General features: G+C 69.6%; 14 protein-coding genes. 11 read left to right on the forward strand and 3 right to left on the reverse strand.

Annotation, left to right across the window (positions count from 1 at the left end; translation table 11 throughout):
* Positions 1-155: 155 nt before the first annotated feature.
* Positions 156-1,199 carry a LacI family DNA-binding transcriptional regulator gene (locus QRO03_RS10960; RefSeq protein ID WP_502883035.1) on the reverse strand — a complete coding sequence of 348 codons (1,044 nt, stop codon included), beginning with the start codon at positions 1,197-1,199 and terminating at the stop codon, positions 156-158.
* A gap of 110 nt (positions 1,200-1,309) precedes the next feature.
* Between QRO03_RS10960 and QRO03_RS10965 the strand changes: the two genes are divergently transcribed.
* From QRO03_RS10965 to QRO03_RS10990, 6 genes are all read left to right on the forward strand, one after another.
* Positions 1,310-2,233: a carbohydrate ABC transporter permease gene (locus QRO03_RS10965; RefSeq protein WP_285137533.1), complete on the forward strand. Its 924-nt coding sequence runs from the start codon at positions 1,310-1,312 to the stop codon at positions 2,231-2,233.
* On the forward strand, positions 2,230-3,165 hold the full coding sequence (locus tag QRO03_RS10970) for a carbohydrate ABC transporter permease (protein ID WP_502883036.1): 936 nt from the start codon (positions 2,230-2,232) through the stop codon (positions 3,163-3,165). The genes QRO03_RS10965 and QRO03_RS10970 overlap by 4 nt, the downstream gene beginning before the upstream one ends.
* Positions 3,166-3,296: 131 nt before the next feature.
* Positions 3,297-4,649: an ABC transporter substrate-binding protein gene (locus tag QRO03_RS10975; protein WP_285137534.1), complete on the forward strand. Its 1,353-nt coding sequence runs from the start codon at positions 3,297-3,299 to the stop codon at positions 4,647-4,649.
* Positions 4,650-4,720: 71 nt separating this feature from the next.
* Positions 4,721-6,241 carry an alpha-N-arabinofuranosidase gene (locus QRO03_RS10980; protein ID WP_285137535.1) on the forward strand — a complete coding sequence of 507 codons (1,521 nt, stop codon included), beginning with the start codon at positions 4,721-4,723 and terminating at the stop codon, positions 6,239-6,241.
* A 16-nt stretch (positions 6,242-6,257) separates the two neighbouring features.
* A complete protein-coding gene (locus QRO03_RS10985; protein ID WP_285137536.1) occupies positions 6,258-7,979 on the forward strand; it encodes a glycoside hydrolase family 35 protein in 1,722 nt (573 codons plus the stop codon).
* A 177-nt stretch (positions 7,980-8,156) separates the two neighbouring features.
* On the forward strand, positions 8,157-8,597 hold the full coding sequence (locus tag QRO03_RS10990; protein WP_285137537.1) for a cupin domain-containing protein: 441 nt from the start codon (positions 8,157-8,159) through the stop codon (positions 8,595-8,597).
* 54 nt (positions 8,598-8,651) lie between these two features.
* Here QRO03_RS10990 and QRO03_RS10995 read toward each other — a convergent pair whose 3' ends face one another.
* Positions 8,652-9,926, reverse strand: coding sequence for an MFS transporter (locus QRO03_RS10995; RefSeq protein ID WP_285137538.1), 1,275 nt, complete (start codon positions 9,924-9,926; stop codon positions 8,652-8,654).
* A 68-nt stretch (positions 9,927-9,994) separates the two neighbouring features.
* Between QRO03_RS10995 and QRO03_RS11000 the strand changes: the two genes are divergently transcribed.
* Positions 9,995-10,579: a TetR/AcrR family transcriptional regulator gene (locus tag QRO03_RS11000; protein WP_285137539.1), complete on the forward strand. Its 585-nt coding sequence runs from the start codon at positions 9,995-9,997 to the stop codon at positions 10,577-10,579.
* 244 nt (positions 10,580-10,823) lie between these two features.
* Here the strand turns inward: QRO03_RS11000 and QRO03_RS11005 are convergent, their stop codons facing one another.
* Positions 10,824-11,840, reverse strand: coding sequence for a LacI family DNA-binding transcriptional regulator (locus tag QRO03_RS11005; protein WP_285137540.1), 1,017 nt, complete (start codon positions 11,838-11,840; stop codon positions 10,824-10,826).
* 141 nt (positions 11,841-11,981) lie between these two features.
* Here QRO03_RS11005 and QRO03_RS11010 point away from each other — a divergent pair, with 141 nt between their 5' ends.
* The 4 genes from QRO03_RS11010 to QRO03_RS11025 all read left to right on the forward strand — a co-directional run bounded on the left by QRO03_RS11010 (position 11,982) and on the right by QRO03_RS11025 (position 17,261).
* On the forward strand, positions 11,982-14,015 hold the full coding sequence (locus tag QRO03_RS11010; RefSeq protein WP_285137541.1) for a beta-galactosidase: 2,034 nt from the start codon (positions 11,982-11,984) through the stop codon (positions 14,013-14,015).
* On the forward strand, positions 14,012-14,941 hold the full coding sequence (locus QRO03_RS11015; protein ID WP_285137542.1) for a carbohydrate ABC transporter permease: 930 nt from the start codon (positions 14,012-14,014) through the stop codon (positions 14,939-14,941). The genes QRO03_RS11010 and QRO03_RS11015 overlap by 4 nt, the downstream gene beginning before the upstream one ends.
* On the forward strand, positions 14,938-15,858 hold the full coding sequence (locus tag QRO03_RS11020; RefSeq protein ID WP_285137543.1) for a carbohydrate ABC transporter permease: 921 nt from the start codon (positions 14,938-14,940) through the stop codon (positions 15,856-15,858). Before QRO03_RS11015 ends, QRO03_RS11020 begins: the two co-directional genes overlap by 4 nt.
* 74 nt (positions 15,859-15,932) lie before the next feature.
* Complete coding sequence (locus tag QRO03_RS11025; RefSeq protein WP_285137544.1) at positions 15,933-17,261, forward strand: ABC transporter substrate-binding protein; 1,329 nt, start codon at positions 15,933-15,935, stop codon at positions 17,259-17,261.
* Positions 17,262-17,279: the final 18 nt, after the last annotated feature.

The raw sequence follows: 17,279 nt of genomic DNA on the forward strand, positions 1-17,279 counted from the left end.
GAAGCCCTCGCGCAGCCGCGGGGCGAGCCCGGCAGGGCAAACGCGCCGGGCGGGGTGGAAGCCCTCGCGCAGCCGCGGGGCGAGCCCGGCAGGGCAAACGCGCCGGGCGGGGCGGAAGCCCTCACGCAGCCGCGGGCGATCCCGCGCGGCGCGGCTCAGCGAGGCCCGGAACTCTCGCGCACGACGAGCGACGTCGGCACGAGCGTGCGGGCGTGGTCGCCACCCGTGTTCTCGATGTCGGCGATCAGGGCCTTCATCGCCTCTTCGCCCACGCGTTCGAACCGCTGACGCACGGTCGTCAGCGGCGGCCAGAAGTTGGCCGCCTCGGGCATGTCGTCGAAGCCGACGACGCTGACCTCGCCGGGCACGCGGCGCCCCGCCTCGTGCAGGGCCCTGATGACGCCGAGCGCCATCTGATCGTTCGCCGCGAACACCGCGGTCACCTCGGGCCGCACCGCGAGCGCGGCGCCGATGCGGTGGCCGGAGTCGGCGGTCCAGTCGCCGATCTGCAGCTCGGGCACGCGGCGTCCGCGATGCTCGAGGGCCGCCCGCCACGCGTTGCGACGACGTTCCGCGGCGAACGACTCCGGCGGACCCGACACGTGCCAGACGGTCTCGTGACCGAGGTCGAGCAGGTGCTCGGTCGCGAGCCGCGCTCCCTGCGCCTGATCGTTGTCGACGACGGCGTAGGGGTAGTCGGCACTGGAATCCACGACGACGACAGGCAGGCCCGACGGGATCGCGAGCTCGTTCTCCCCGAGGCGGTGCGTCTCGATCAGAATGACGATGCCGTCGACGGCGTGCTCGCGCAGGCGCAGGAACGCCCCCGACACATCGGACTGCGAGGCCGACTGCACCGTGATGAGCGTGATCGAGTATCCGGATGCCGCGGCCATCGAAGCCAGCGCGTCGAGCGTCCGGGTGTTGCCGTACGAGCCCAGCGAGAACATGATCACGCCGATGCTGCGGAACCGCCCCGACCGCAGGGCGCGGGCGGCGCTGTTGGGCCGGTAGCCCAGGTGCGTCATGGCGTCGAGCACGCGCTGACGCGTGTCAGGATCGACGTTGGAGCGCCCGTTCGCCACGCGCGAGACCGTCTGCCCCGACACCCCCGCCGCGGCCGCGACATCGGCCATCGACACCTCGCGTCGACGTTCGCGCGTCGGGATCACGGTCGACGTCGTCGTCGTCTCGCTCATGTCTGCCCCCTTGGGATGTTGACGTTGACACCTTAGCGGTGCCGGGTTATGTTTACGTCAACATCTCGGCCACCCGGACCGAATGCGCACCAACGAAGAGGCACTGGACGATGACGACCACCGCGGCACCTCCGCCCGCCCTGCGCACCCCGCGGCGCAAACGGCGTGCACGAATCGACGACCGCGGCTGGCTGTTCGTCGCACCGTTCGCGATCGTCTTCGCGCTCGTGTTCCTGGCCCCGCTGGTGTACTCGATCTACCTCAGCCTCTTCCGCGAGCAGCTGATCGGCGGCAACGCCTTCGTCGGACTCGAGAACTACGTCGCCGCCTTCCAGGACGAGAAGTTCTGGGACGGTCTGATCCGCGTCTCGATCTTCCTCGTGGTGCAGGTGCCGATCATGCTGGTGCTCGCCCTCGGCGCCGCACTCGCCATCGACAGCGCTCGCCTGCACGCGTCGAACTTCTACCGCATCGTGATCTTCCTGCCCTACGCCGTACCCGCCGTCGTGGCGGTCCTGATGTGGGGCTACATCTACGGCGACCAGTTCGGTCTGGCCGGCAACGTCAACCAGCTGCTCGGCTCCGAGGTGCTGCAGCCGTTCATCCCCCAGTGGATGCTGCTGTCGATCGGCAACATCGTCACGTGGCAGTTCGTCGGCTACAACATGCTCATCTTCTACTCGTCGCTGAAGACGATCCCGGGCGAGCTGTACGAAGCGGCATCCATCGACGGAGCGGGCGCCTGGCGCACGATCTTCTCGATCAAGATCCCCGCCGTCCGCGGAGCCGTGGTGATCGCCACGATCTTCTCCATCATCGGCAGCTTCCAGCTCTTCAACGAGCCGAACATCCTCAAGCCCCTGGCCCCGAACACGATCTCGACGTTCTTCACGCCGAACATGTACGCCTACAACCTCTCGTTCGCGGGCCAGCAGTACAACTACGCCGCGACGATCGCCATCATCATGGGCCTCATCACCGCGATCATCGCCTACGTCGTGCAGCTGCGCGGCTCACGTCAGGAGGCGCGATGACCACCGCGACCGCACCCCGCACCGACACCGTCGCGGTGACCACCGATCGTCCGCGCGGGCGCCGTTCCTTCGCGCACACGTCGCCCACGCACACCCGCCGGTCGGTCGTGCTGACCATCGTCATGAGCCTCTACCTCGTGTACACGCTCCTGCCGCTGGCCTGGCTGCTCATCAACGCCACCAAGACGCAGCCCGACCTGTTCTCGTCGTTCGGGCTCTGGTTCGGCGACAGCTTCGCCCTGGGCGACAACATCGTGCAGACCTTCACGTACCGCGACGGCATCTTCCTGCGCTGGCTCGGCAACACCCTGCTCTACGTGGTGGTGGGCGCCGGCGGTGCGACCTTCCTCGCCACCCTGGCCGGTTACGGCCTGGCGAAGTACAACTTCCGCGGACGCAAGGCGGTCTTCGCCGTCATCCTCGGTGCCATCGCCGTGCCGGGAACCGCGCTCGCGGTGCCGACCTTTCTGTTGTTCAGCCAGCTGGGCCTGACCAACACCCCGTGGGCGATCATCATCCCCTCGCTCATCAGCCCCTTCGGGCTCTACCTGGTCTGGGTCTACGCGACCGACGCAATCCCCACCGAGCTGCTCGAGGCCGCGCGTATGGACGGCGCGGGCGAGTTCCGCACGTTCTTCACGATCTCGATCCGCCTGCTGACGCCGGGCATCGTCACCGTGCTGCTGTTCGCTGTCGTGGCGACGTGGAACAACTACTTCCTTCCGCTGATCATGCTGAGCAACCCCGAGTGGTACCCGTTGACCGTCGGCCTCAACCAGTGGAACGCACAGGCCGTCGGTGTCGGCGCGCAGCCCATCTACAACCTCGTCATCACCGGTTCGCTGCTGTCGATCATCCCGATCGTCGCCGCGTTCCTCGTGCTCCAGCGTTTCTGGCAATCGGGCCTGAGCGCCGGCAGCGTCAAGCAGTGACCACCCGAACTTCCCCCTGATCGGGGCGTCAGCCCCACCACCCGCAACACCCGGAGCGTCCTGCCCCGGTCTTCACACCCCTCACCGGAGCGTCCCGCCCCGGCATCCACAACAACGAAGTAGAGGAACCGATGACATTCATGCGCAAGGGCACCGCCTTCCGGCGGACCGTCTTCGCCGTCGCCGCCGCCGCTCTGTCGGTCGGCGCGCTCACCGCATGCTCCGGCGGCAACACCGGCGGCACCGCGGGCGCCGGCTCGGCCGAGGACATCGACGCGGCCCTCGAGGCCGGCGGCGAGATCACTTACTGGTCGTGGACCCCCTCGGCCGAGGCCCAGGTCGCCGCGTTCCAGGCGAAGTACCCGAATGTGAAGGTCAACCTGGTCAACGCCGGTACCAACACCGAGGAGTACACCAAGCTCCAGAATGCGATCAAGGCCGGCTCGGGTGCCCCCGACGTCGTGCAGATCGAGTACTACGCGTTCCCGCAGTTCGCGCTGTCGGACTCGCTTCTCGACCTCGCGCCCTACGGCTTCGGCGACCTCGAGAGCGCTTACGCGAGCGGCCCGTGGGGTTCGGTCGACTTCGACGGCAAGATCTACGGCCTGCCGCAGGACTCGGGCCCCATGGCCCTCTTCTACAACAAGTCGGTCTTCGACCAGTACGGCATCGCCGTGCCCACCACGTGGGACGAGTACTACGAGGCCGCGCAGAAGCTGCACGCCGCCGACCCGACCAAATACATCACGGCCGACACCGGCGACTCCGGCTTCACCACCAGCATGATCTGGCAGGCCGGCGGCACTCCGTTCTCCGCCGAGGGCACCGACGTGACCATCGACCTGCAGGACGACGGCTCGAAGAAGTTCGCCGAGAACTGGAACCGTCTCATCGAGGGCGATCTGCTCTCGACCACGCCCAGCTGGAGCGACGAGTGGTTCAAGGGCCTCGGAGACGGGTCGATCGCCTCGCTCGTCATCGGCGCCTGGATGCCCGGTGTGCTCGAGAGCTCCGTCGAAGACGGTGCGGGCGACTGGGCCGTCGCCCCCATCCCGACCTACGACGGCCAGCCCGCCACGGCCGAGAACGGCGGCGGCGGTCAGGCCGTGACCAAGCAGAGCCAGAACCCCGCTCTCGCGGCCGGCTTCCTCAAGTGGCTCAACAACGACGAGGAGAGCCTGCAGATCTTCGCCGAGTCGGGTGGCTTCCCCTCGACCACCGCTCAGCTGAGCGACCCCGCCTTCGTCGACAAGGAGTCGGAGTACTTCGGCGGCCAGCAGATCAACCAGGTGCTGACCGAGGCGTCGAGCGACGTCGTCGAGGGCTTCAGCTACCTGCCGTTCCAGGTCTACGCGAACAGCATCTACGGTGACACCGTGGGCCAGGCGTACGCCAACAAGAGCGACCTCAACGCGGGCCTGACCGCGTGGCAGGACCAGCTCGTGCAGTACGGCAACGACCAGGGCTTCTCGGTCAACAAGTAACCCGCAGCATCGGGGGCGGGCCGCAGCGTACGTCTGCGGCCCGCCCCTCCCTTTCCCTCCCGAGGAGAGCCATGAGCACCCCCACCCGCATCACCGTCGACCGCACCGCCGTCGGCGCCGAGGTGCCGCGCCGCCTGTTCGGCTCGTTCGTCGAGCACATGGGCCGCTGCGTGTACGACGGCATCCATTCGCCCGGGCACCCGAGCGCCGACGTCGAGGGCTTCCGCGCCGACGTGCTCGATCTCGTGCGCGAACTCGGCGCGACCGTCGTGCGCTACCCCGGCGGCAACTTCGTCTCGGGGTACCGCTGGGAGGACGGGGTGGGCCCGCGCGAGGAGCGTCCGGTGCGCCTGGATGCCGCATGGCACAGCACCGAGACCAATCAGGTGGGGCTGCACGAGTTCGCGGACTGGGCGGATGCCGCGGGCTTCGAGGTCATGGAGGCGGTCAACCTCGGCACGCGCGGCGTCGCCGAGGCCGCCGACCTGCTGGAGTACGCCAACCACCCCTCCGGCACCGCGCTGAGCGAACGCCGCCGCGCGAACGGTCGCGACGAGCCCTTCGGCATCCGGCTGTGGTGTCTCGGCAACGAGATGGACGGCCCCTGGCAGATCGGTCACAAGACCGCGGACGAGTACGGCCGCCTCGCCGCCGAGACCGCGCGCATGATGCGCTTCCTCGACCCCGACATCGAGCTCGTCGCCGCCGGCAGCTCGAACCACGAGATGCCCACGTTCGGCGAGTGGGAGCGCACGGTGCTCCGCCACACCGCCGGCCTCGTCGACCACATCTCGGTGCACGCGTACTACGAGGAGGATCCGAGCGACGCGGCGAGCTTCCTCGCCAGCGGCGCGGCCCTCGACGCCTACATCGCCGACGTCATCGACATCATCGACGAGACCGGCGCCACGACCCCCGACGGCGGCACGATCGGCATCAGCGTCGACGAGTGGAACGTATGGAACCAGACCCGGTGGAACGAGGTCGACAAGCCCCGCGTGTTCACCGGTGACTGGCCGATCGCCCCGCGCCTCATCGAGGACGACTACACCGTGACGGATGCCGTGGTCGTGGGGTCGCTCCTCATCACCCTCATCCGTCGCTCCGATCGCGTCTCGATGGCCAACCTCGCGCAGCTCGTGAACGTCATCGCGCCCATCCGCACCGAGCCCGGCGGCGGAGCGGCGTGGCGCCAGAGCACGTTCCACCCCTTCGCCCTCACCGCGAAGGCGGCATCCGGCCGGGTCGTCCTCCCCCGGGTCGAGGGTGCGTCCATCGACACCGCACGCCACGGGTCGGTGGACGCCGTCGACGCCGTCGCGACCGTCGAGGGCGGCCACGTCGCGGTCTTCCTCGCGCACCGCGACCTCGACTCCCCCACCGATGTCGAGCTCGACCTGGGCGCGGTCGACGCCGTCGAGGCGGTCGTCGTGACGATCCCCGAGGGGGGCGACCGCCACACCACCAATTCCGCCGACGGCGAGCCCGTGGCTCCCGTGCCGCTGACCGTCGAGGCCGGCCCCGACGGCATCCTGCGCTTCACCCTCCCCGCCCTCGCCTGGGTGCGCCTGACGGCGCGCCTCACCGACTGACACCCCGAAAGACACCGTGACGACCTTCACCATCGGCGAGACCGACTTCCTGCTCGACGGGCGACCGCACCAGGTCATCTCGGGCACGCTGCACTACTTCCGCATCCATCCCGAGCACTGGGCCGACCGCATCCGCACGGCCAAGGCGATGGGGCTGAACACCATCGAGACCTACGTCGCGTGGAACGCCCACGAGCCCGTGCGCGGGGAGTGGGATGCCACGGGGTGGAACGACCTCGGACGCTTCCTCGATCTGATCGCCGACGAGGGCCTACACGCGATCGTGCGCCCGGGCCCGTACATCTGCGCGGAATGGCACAACGGCGGACTGCCCGTGTGGCTGACGTCGACGCCGGGGATCGGCATCCGTCGCTCCGAACCGCAGTTCGTCGAGGCGGTGTCGGCGTACCTGCGCCGCGTGTACGAGATCGTCGCGCCCCGCCAGATCGACCGCGGCGGCAATGTCGTGCTCGTGCAGATCGAGAACGAGTACGGCGCCTACGGCTCCGACAAGGAGTACCTGCAGGAACTGGTGCGGGTGACGAAGGACGCCGGCATCACCGTGCCTCTGACCACCGTCGACCAGCCCATGCCGTGGATGCTCGAAGCCGGGAACCTGCCCGAGCTGCACCTCACCGGATCGTTCGGTTCGCGCAGCGAGGAGCGTCTGGCGACCCTCCGCGAGCACCAGCGCACGGGACCGCTCATGTGCAGCGAGTTCTGGGACGGATGGTTCGACTGGTGGGGCAGCATCCACCACACCACCGACCCCGCGGCATCCGCCCACGACCTCGACGTGCTGCTCGCGGCGGGCGCGTCGGTCAACATCTACATGGTGCACGGCGGCACGAACTTCGGAACCACAAACGGTGCGAACGACAAGGGCCGGTACGACCCGATCGTGACCTCGTACGACTACGACGCACCGATCGACGAGTCGGGGCACCCGACGGCGAAGTTCCACGCGTTCCGCGAGGTCATCGCGAAGTACGCCCCCGTTCCCGAGGCCGTCCCCGGCGCACGGCCGGACGCCCCGGCGTTCGAGGTCTCGCTCTCGGGCGAAGGCGACTGGATCCCGGATGCCGCCGCGGCCGGCGGCGCCGATGAGCCTTCGACGTTCGAGGACCTCGCCCACCTCGGACCGCTCGTGCGCTACGACGTCGATCTGCCGTCGTTCTCGGGTCCGGCCGCGCTCGTCTTCGGCGAGGTGCGCGACCTGGCCTGGATCCACATCGACGGCACGCCCGTGGGTCGGCTGTCGCGAGCCCTGCACGAGCGCGCGATCACGATCCCCGCGGGCTCTCGCCTCACCGTCCTGGTGGAAGACCAGGGTCGCGTGAACTACGCCGACCGCCTCGGGGAGGCGAAGGGCCTGTTCGGCCCGGTCACCCTGAACGGCGAGCCGCTCAGGGGGTGGACCGCGACGCCGGTCGACCTCGCATCCGCCACCGGCACGGGCGAGGGCGCCGTGGGACGCGCGCTCCTGCGCGGCGGCTTCGCCCTCGACGCGGCCTCCGACCTGTTCCTCGACACGGCGGGTCTCGGCAAGGGCTTCGCATTCGTGAACGGCTTCTTCCTCGGCCGGTACTGGAACAATGTGCCGCTGAACACGCTGTACGTGCCCGGTCCCGCCACGCGCGCGGGCGAGAACGAGATCGTCGTGGTCGAGCTCGAGCACGCGATCGAGCCCGTCGCGCGCTTCGTGGCGGCTCCGTCGCTCGGGCAGCTGGAGGAGTAACGCGTCACGAGACACGGCGCACGCGCCGAGAGCAGGCCGGTCCCCTAGGGATCGGCCTCTTCTCGTCCGCCCCGCACCCGCCCGCGTGAGGCGCCAGGATTGTCGCCGCAGAGGCACCGGAGGCGACGAATCGTGGCGCCTCACGCGGGGGTCGTGCCGGAGGAGCAGGATGGGGGCATGAGCGACTACGAGATCACCGAGATCGGGGCGCTGGACGCCTGGCGCGACCACTTCGGCGGGTTCGCGCCCGCCCGTTCGCGCGACGGGCGCCGCGTGGTGGACCACGAGCTGACGATGCAGTTCATCGGCATGACCGCGAACGCCCTGGCCCCCGGCGAGGAGGCGGGGTACTGGCACACCCACACCCGTGTAGAGGAGCTGTACGTGTTCCTCGAGGGCCGCGGCCAGATGGGCCTCGACGACGAGGTGGTCGATGTGGGCCCGGGGAGCGTCGTGAGGGTCGGCCAGAACGTGTGGCGCACCTGGAGGGCCACCCCCGAGGGCAGCGGCGAACTGCGCTGGCTCTGCATCCGCGCCGGCGGTGAGGCGCTCCCCCACCTCCCCGACGACGCGTCGCGCGACCCCGAGCGTCCGATGCCCTGGGGGCCCACGGCCTGAAAGATTCCGGATGCCGCGGCGCACGGCATCCGGAGTCTTCCCTCCCGCGGTAACTCACTCCGCCGCGAGCACCGGCTCCGCGGCATCCGGGACCTTGGTCCGAAGCGAGGGGCTGGTGAAGCGGGCCCGGGCGATGACCACCGCGGCGGCGGCCATGAGCACTGCGCCCAGCACGTACGGTGCCGCGTGGGCGACGTGGGCGTAGAGCAGCCCCGCCATGAGCGGCGCGACGGTGCCGACGGCGGCGTTGAGCGACTGCGCGGCACCGGCGATCCAGCCCTGCTCGTCGTCGCCCACGGCGTTGGAGAGCAGTCCGTCCATCGTGGCCTGGGCCGCGCCCTGCCCTGCGGCCAGGGTCAGCGCCCCCACGACGAACAACCACGGCTGCGCGAGCACCGACGCGACCCCGGCGAGCGCGACCAACCCCACCGCCTGCGCGGCGATGCCGCTGACGACCACGCCCCGCTCGCCGATGCGCGGCAGCAGGAAGCCGAGCAGCACCCCCTGGATCGCGATGTCGATGATGCCGACGCACGCCGTGAGCAGACCGATCGCGGTGGGATTCCAGTCGATGGCGTCGAGGGCGAGAACGCTGAAGTTGTTGACGAAGAAGCCGAAGGGCAGGCCCACCAGCACGAGCCCGATCATGAGTCCGCGCAGTTCGGGGCGGCGGAAGACGCCGCGGAACACCGCGAACGGATGCACGGCCCGCAGGTCGAGGGAGGCGATGCGCTTGTTCGGCGCGAGGCTCTCGGGCAGGAGGAAGATGCTCACGATCGCGACCGTCAGCGCCAGGCCGGCGGTGACGAAGACGGGCAGGTCGACGTCGATGGCCGCGAGGGATCCGCCGAGGGCCGGTCCGACCATGGTTCCGATGCCGGCCGTCGCCCCCAGGACGCCGAAGCGGCGGGCCCGCTTCTCGGGCGGGGTGATATCGGCGAGGTAGGCGAACAGCGCGGGCAGGTCGCCCGCGGTGACGCCCTGCACGATGCGGCCGAGAAGCAGCACCCAGAGGGCTCCGCCGATGCCGAAGAACAGGAAGCCCAGCGCCGCGCCGAAGCCGGCGACGATGATCACCGGGCGCCGGCCGAACCGGTCGGAGATGCGCCCGAGGAAGGGTGCGACGAGGAACGCGCACAACGCGTTGACGGTCTCGAGGATGCCGACCCACACGGCCAGGTCGGACGGGTTCGACACGTAGCGGAGCACGACGAAGGGAAGGACGGGGAGCACCACGGTCATGCCCGCGGTCGTGAGCGTCGTGATGACCACGAGCATGATCCAGGCGCGGCGGCCGTTGCGATCGGTGGGGGCGAATTCTGAAGTCACGCCGTAACTGTACTCGTACCAGTTTCGGTGTCAATACAACTTCCGATCAGAACCGCTAAAGTGGAGCCATGAGCGAGACGATCGGCCGCCGCGAGCGTAAGAAAGCCGCCACCCGGAAGGCGATCTCCGATGCCGCGACGCTTCTCTTCGTCGAGCGGGGGTTCGACGAGGTGAGCATCCGGGAGGTCGCCGACGCCGCCGACGTGTCACCCACGACCGTGTTCGCGCACTTCCCGCAGAAAGAGGCCCTCGTCTTCGACGAGGACGACGCGCAGCGCGACATGCTCGTCGCCGCCGTGCGCGACCGCGCCCCCGACACCTCGGTGGCGGAGGCGCTCCACGACCTGTACCGGCGCGAGCTGATCGGTCTCGCGTTCGACCCCACGGGTGAGCATCGCCGGCAGTTCATGCAGCTGATCACGGGGACCCCGGCGCTGCAGGAGTACGCGTCGCGCATGTGGCTGCGCCACGAGGACGCCCTCGCCGACGCGATCGCCGAGACGACCGGGCAGAGCGGACCGGATGCCGAGACCCGCGTCTACGCGCGCATGGTGCTGCAGCTGCAGATCCTCGCGTTCGAGCACGACGATGCCGCTGCGACGATCGAGGCGGGTTTCCGCATCCTCGAGCGCGGGTGGGTCGAGCCGCGCTGACGCTCGGCCCGGGCGAGAGGTTCGAGCGGGCGGAGTCGGGGCGGATCCCGTCGATCGGGGCGGGACATTCACGCCCCAGGCTGCGGATGTCGCCCCGAACCCGAGACATCGGCCGACGCGCGACAGCACGGCGTTCCGGGACGGATCCCGCCCATCGGGGCGGGAAACTCACGCCCCACGCCGCGGATGTCGCCCCGAACGCGAGGTCAGGGACGTGCCGTGAGGTCACGGCGCGTGAGCCGCGCTACGCCGAGCCGCGCCAGATGATGGGCGCGTCGAGAAGGATGCCGTCGGCGTCGGCGACGCCCCCTGACAACTGCAGCAGCACCGCCTCGGCGGCGGCCGCACCCAGGCCCTCCGCGGGCTGATCGACGGTGCTCAGCGGCGGATCCGTTCGCAGCGCCCAGGCGCTGTCGTCGAAACCGACCACCCCGACATCGTCGGGCACGCGCTTCCCGGCAGCCCGCAGTGCTTGGACGGCACCCGCGGCCACGGCATCCGAGGCTCCGAAGACGGCGTCGACGTCGGGCGCGCGCTCGAGCAGCCGCCGCATACCCGCCTCTCCGTCGGCGAAGGCGTACAGCGGCACCGGTTCGACGAGCCTCTCGTCGAACTCGGCGCCGAGGGCCTCGCGGAAGCCGGCGAGACGGTCGCTGCCCGAATCGCGGTCGAGCGCCGCGGCGATCATGCCGATACGACGGCGCCCGGTCTCGCGCAGCTGCCGAGTCAACGCCCGGGCGGCTCCGAGATTGTCGATCCCCACCCACGGCCGGGAGATGCCCGGCGGGTGGCCGACGTAGGCGACGGGGAGGCCGAGTCGTTCGACGACGTCGGTGATCGGGTCGTGGTGGCGCGCCGAGACGATGACGGCACCGTCGACGAACCCGCCGCTGAGGTAGCGCGCCACGCGATCGGTGTCACGGTCGGTGTCGATGACGAGGCACACCATCTGGTAGTCGGCGTTGGAGAGCGCGGTGTTGGCCCCGAGCAGGATGCCGCCGATGTTGGGGTCTTCCAGGAACAACGAGTGCGGCTCGTGGACGATGAAGCCCACCGCCTGCGTGCGCTGGCGCACGAGCGTGCGCGCGGCGTTGTTGGGCACGTAGCCGACTTCGCGGATGGCCGACTGGATGGCCTCACGTGCGTGGTCCGACACGTACCCGCCGTTGAGGACGCGGCTCACCGTGCCCCGTGAGACCCCCGCCGCCCTCGCCACGTCATGCACCGTGCTGCGCCGGCGCCCAGGCGGAGGAGGCGTCATGAGTTTCAGCCTAGCGGGGCGCCGCGGGTTGACGACTCCGTGCGTCCGTGTCAGTATGTGCACGTTCACACAAACCTCTTCCGAATTTCATTCGCTCGAGTGTGTGCACGTTCACATAAGCCGCGAAGGAGCGCCCACCGGATGCTTGCCGTTGACCATCTGGCCCCCCTCACCCACGAGGGCACCCCGTTGGACGCCTTGACCCGCGAGGGTCTCGTGTTCGGCTGCGACTACAACCCCGAGCAGTGGGATCGCGCCGTGTGGGACGAGGACATGCGCCTCATGCGGGAGGCGGGCGTCGGGCTGGTCGCCGTGAACATCTTCGGCTGGTCGTGGATCAACCCCGACCGCGGGGTCTGGGACTTCGCCGAGCTCGACGAGGTCATCGACCTCGCCCACTCCCACGGCATCCGCGTCAACCTCGGAACCGCCACGGCCTCCCCCGCGCCGTGGGTGACCACACGGCATCCGGAGATCCTCCCCGTCGCCGAAGACGGGACGCGCCGCTTCCCGGGCGGCCGACAGGGGTATTGCCCCAGCTCGCCCGTCTTCCGCGCCTACGCCGCCGAGCTCAGCCGCCGTGTGGTCGAGCGCTACGCCGATCACCCCGCTCTCGCCATGTGGCACGTGTCCAACGAACTCGGATGCCACAACGCCCTCTGCTACTGCGACGCCAGCGCCGTGGCGTTCCGCGAGTGGCTGCGCGCGCGCTACGGCTCGATCGCCGAACTCAACACGGCGTGGGGCACCTCGTTCTGGAGCCAGCGCTACAGCGCATGGGACCAGATCCTGCCGCCCCTGGCCGCCCTCTCGCTGCGCAACCCCGGTCAGCTGCTCGACTTCCAGCGGTTCTCGTCGGACCAGCAGCTCGAGCTCTATCGCGCCGAGGCGCGGATCGTGCGCGCTCACAGCACCGCGCCGGTGACGACGAACTTCATGGTCACCGCGCACATCCGGGCTCTCGACTACTTCTCGTGGGCGGGCGAGATGGACGTGATCGCCAACGACCACTACCTCGACCGGCGCCTCCCCGACCCGATCGCCGAGCTGTCGTTCGCCGCCGACCTCACGCGGGGCCTCGCCGCAGGCACGCCGTGGCTGCTCATGGAGACCTCCACCGGTGCGGTCAACTGGCAGCCGCACAACCTCGCCAAGGGCGAGGGCGAACTGCTGCGCAACGTCGTCTCCCACGTCGCCCGCGGCGCCGACGGCATCTGCTTCTTCCAGTGGCGGGCCTCGGCGCAGGGCGCCGAGAAGTTCCACTCCGCCCTCCTCCCCCACGCCGGCACCGACACCGCGCAGTGGCGCAGCGTCCTCGAGGTGGGACGCACCCTGCGCGCCCTGCAGCCCCTCGCCGGCACCCGTGTCGCCTCCGACGCCGCGGTGCTGTTCGACTGGGAGAGCTGGTGGTCGCTCGAGAACGAGGGCCGCCCGAGCGACGACGTGCGCTACCTCGACCAGGTGCACGCGGCCCACGCGGCCCTCGCCGCCGCGGGCGTCTCGACCGACGTGGTCTCGGCGCGCGCCGACCTGTCGGCCTACCGCCTCGTGGTGGTCCCCGCCCTGCACCTCGTGCGCGACGCCGACGCCGACCGCATCGCCCGCTTCGTCGAAGCCGGCGGCACCGCGATCATCACCTTCGCCAGCGGCATCGTCGACGAACAGGACCGCGTCCGCCTGGGCGGCTACCCCGGCGCCTTCCGCGACCTCCTCGGCATCGTGTCCGAGGAGTTCGCCCCGCTCGGCCCCGGCCAGAGCGTGACCCTCGATGACGGAACCACGGGAACGGTCTGGTCGGAGCGCCTCCGCACCGTCGACGCCGAGGTCGCCGCCCGCTTCATCGACGGTCCCGCCGCGGGGCTCCCCGCCCGCACCCGCCGCACGGTCGGCGCCGGCACGGCGTGGTACCTCGCGACGCTGCCCGACGCGTCGGCGTACCGCGACCTCCTGTCGGACGCGGCCGAGGCCGCCGGCATCCGTCGGAACCCCGTCGCGCCCGGTGTCGAGGTCGTCCGCCGCGCGGGATCCGACCGCTCGTTCATCTTCATCGTCAACCACACCACCGACACGGTCGAGATCGCGGCGCACGGCCGCGACGCGATCACCGGCGTCGCCATCGACGGCACCGCCGTCGTCGCCGGCGGTGCCGTCCGCATCATCGAGGAGGCCTCGTGACCACCACCGTCCCCGCACCGACGCGGGCAGCGAGCGGGAGCGCGCCGCGGCCGCGGCGCCCCCGCGTCGCGTTCAAGAGCGCGATCGTCATCCTGCTCGCGCCCTTCGCGGTGCTGTTCGTGCTGTTCTACGTCCTGCCGATCGTCTTCGCGATCGTGCAGTCGCTGCTCGTGGTGCGCCGCGAGGGCACCTTCGGCAAAGCCGAGCTCGTCTTCGGCGGCCTCACGCAGTACGCCCTCGTGTTCCAGAACGAGGCGTTCTGGTCGTCGATGCTGCGCATGCTCGCGTTCGGCGTCGTGCAGGTGCCCGTCATGCTCGGTCTCGCACTGATCTTCGCGCTGCTGCTGGACTCGCCCCTGCTGAAGGGCAAACGCTTCTTCCGCCTCGCGTTCTTCGTGCCCTACGCCGTCCCCGGCGTCATCGCCGCGATCATGTGGGGCTCGCTGTACTCGCCCAACCTCTCGCCTTTCACGGCCCTGACCCAGAACGTCGACTTCCTCGGCGCCGACCTCGTGCTGTGGTCGATCGCCAACGTCGTCACCTGGGTCTACGTCGGCTACAACATGCTGATCATCTACTCGTCGCTGCTGTCGATCCCCAGCGACGTCTACGAGGCCGCGCGCCTCGACGGCGCAGGACAGTTCCGCATCGCCTGGTCGATCAAGATCCCGCTCGTGCGGCCCGCGATCGTGATGACGGCGATCTTCTCGATCATCGGCACCCTGCAGCTGCTGGCCGAGCCCCAGGTGTTCCGCTCGTTCAGCTCCGCCGTGACGAGCACCTTCACCCCGAACATGACCGTCTACGCCACGGCATCCATCCCCAACGCCAACCTCGCCGCGGCCTTCTCGGTCGTCCTGGCCGTGACCACCTTCGTGCTGTCGTTCGGCTTCATGAAGTGGATGCAGAAGAAGGGCAACGCATGAGCGCCGTCACCACCTCCCGCCCTTCCCGCGGCGTCCGCCCCGGCACGTCGGGCCCCGCTGGCACCCGCTCCGGTGCCGTCCGCGAGCCACTCGTCTCCCGCACGTCGGCGATGCTCGTCATGGCCGTGTTCACGGTGTACTTCCTGCTGCCGCTGTGGTGGCTGCTGGTGGCGTCCAGCAAGAGCACCGGCGACATCCTCACGACCAACCCGCTGTGGTTCGCCGACATGCGTCTGTTCTCGAACATCGGCGACCTGTTCGCCTACCGCGACGGCATCTTCCTGCGGTGGCTGGGCAACTCGCTGCTGTACGCCGGCCTCGGTGGAGCGGTGGCGACGCTGCTCGCCGCGATGGCCGGGTACGCGCTGGCGAAGTACCGCTTCCCGGGCCGGGAGCTGGTGTTCGACGTGGTGCTCGGCGGCGTCCTCGTGCCCGCCACGGCCCTCGCCCTGCCGCTGTTCCTCATCTTCAGCCAGGTGCAGCTCACCAACACCTTCTGGGCGGTGTTCCTGCCCTCGTTGGTCAGCCCGTTCGGGGTGTATCTCGCGCGCATCTTCGCGGCATCCTCCGTTCCCGACGAGCTGCTCGAAGCCAGCCGCCTCGACGGCGCCGGTGAGATCCGCACGTTCTTCACGGTGAGCCTCCGGCTCATGAGCCCCGCGCTGGTGACGATGTTCCTCTTCCAGTTCGTCGCCATCTGGAACAACTTCTTCCTGCCGCTGATCATGCTGCGCAGCGAGGAGCTCTTCCCCGTGGTGTTCGGCCTGTACGGGTGGAACAACCAGCTCAACCAGATCCCGGAGCTGCGCGGTCTCGTCCTCATCGGCGCCCTGCTGTCGGTCATCCCCCTCATCGTCATCTTCCTGCTCCTCCAGCGCTTCTGGCGCAACGGTCTCGGGACCGGCGCGCTGAAGTGACCCCTTCGGCGGCTGCGGCCGCCCCCACCTCGGACGCAAACGGCGCGTCCGGGCACCCAGAGAAAGGCATTCCCATGCAGCACAGAATCCTCGCGGCGACATCCGGTGTCGCCCTGTCGGCTCTGCTCCTCGCCGGCTGCGCCGGTGGCGGAAGCGGCGACGGCGCCGCGGCCGCGGCCGACTGCGCCCCGGCCGACGGCCCCGTCACGCTCGAGTTCACCTCGTGGATCCCGGGCATCGAGAAGGTCGTCGAGATGTGGAACACGGAGAACCCCGACATCCAGGTCAAGGTGCAGACCGGCCCCAACGGCAACAGCGGCACCTACCAGAACTTCTTCAACCAGATCGCGGCCGGCAACGCCCCCGACCTCGGCCAGATCGAGTACGACGCCCTCCCGAACTTCCTCGTGCAGGACGGCGTCGAGAACATCGCCGCGTGCTCCGACGTCGTCGCCGCGAAGGATCAGTTCGTCGGCTGGGCGTGGAACCAGGTCGCCCTCGGCCAGGATGACGCCGTCTACGGCATCCCCCAGGACATCGGTCCGATGGCGCTGTTCTACCGCGCAGACCTCTTCGCCGCGAACGGCATCGCCGTCCCCACCACGTGGGACGAATACACCGAGGCCGCGAAGAAGATCCGCGCGCTCGGTGGCTACATCACCAACTTCTCGCAGTCCGACATCAACCAGTTCGCCGGATTCGTCTGGCAGGCGGGCGGGCAGTGGTTCGGCAACGACGCGGACGGGTGGACCGTCTCGCTGACGGACCCCGCCTCGGAGAAGGTCGCCGACTACTGGCAGTCGCTCATCGACCAGGATCTCGTCTCCACCTACCCGGCATGGACCGACGAGTGGAACAACGCGTACAACTCCAGCCAGGTGTGGACCTGGAACTCAGCCGTGTGGGGAGCCAACTCGATCTCCAGCGGCGCACCCGACACCGCCGGCGGCTGGGCCGTCGCGGGCCTGCCGCAGTGGGCGGCCGGTGACAAGGTCTCGGGCAACTGGGGCGGTTCCTCGATCGCGGTCCTCAAGGGCAGCGAGCACCCGTACGAGGCGACGAAGTTCGCGCTGTGGCTGAACACCTCGGAGGAGGCGCTGACCGCGCTCAACGAGGAGGCCAACATCTACCCCGCGACCACGGAGGGTCTGAAGCTCCCCTCGCTGACGCAGGGCGTGGAGTTCTACGGCGGCCAGAAGATCTACGACGTCTTCGCCGAGGCGGCCACCGAGGTCACCCCCGACTTCGTCTGGGGTCCGACCATGACCAAGACCTACGCCGACGTGAGCGACGGCTTCAAGGCCGCCGTCAGCGGCGGCAGCACCCTCGCCGAGGCCCTGCAGAAGGGCCAGGATGCCACCATCGGCACCCTGGAGTCGCAGTCCATCCCCGTGAACAAGTAACGCTCTCCGTTCACGCGA

Source organism: Microbacterium sp. lyk4-40-TSB-66 (assembly GCF_030209475.1).
Taxonomy (GTDB): Bacteria; Actinomycetota; Actinomycetes; order Actinomycetales; family Microbacteriaceae; genus Microbacterium.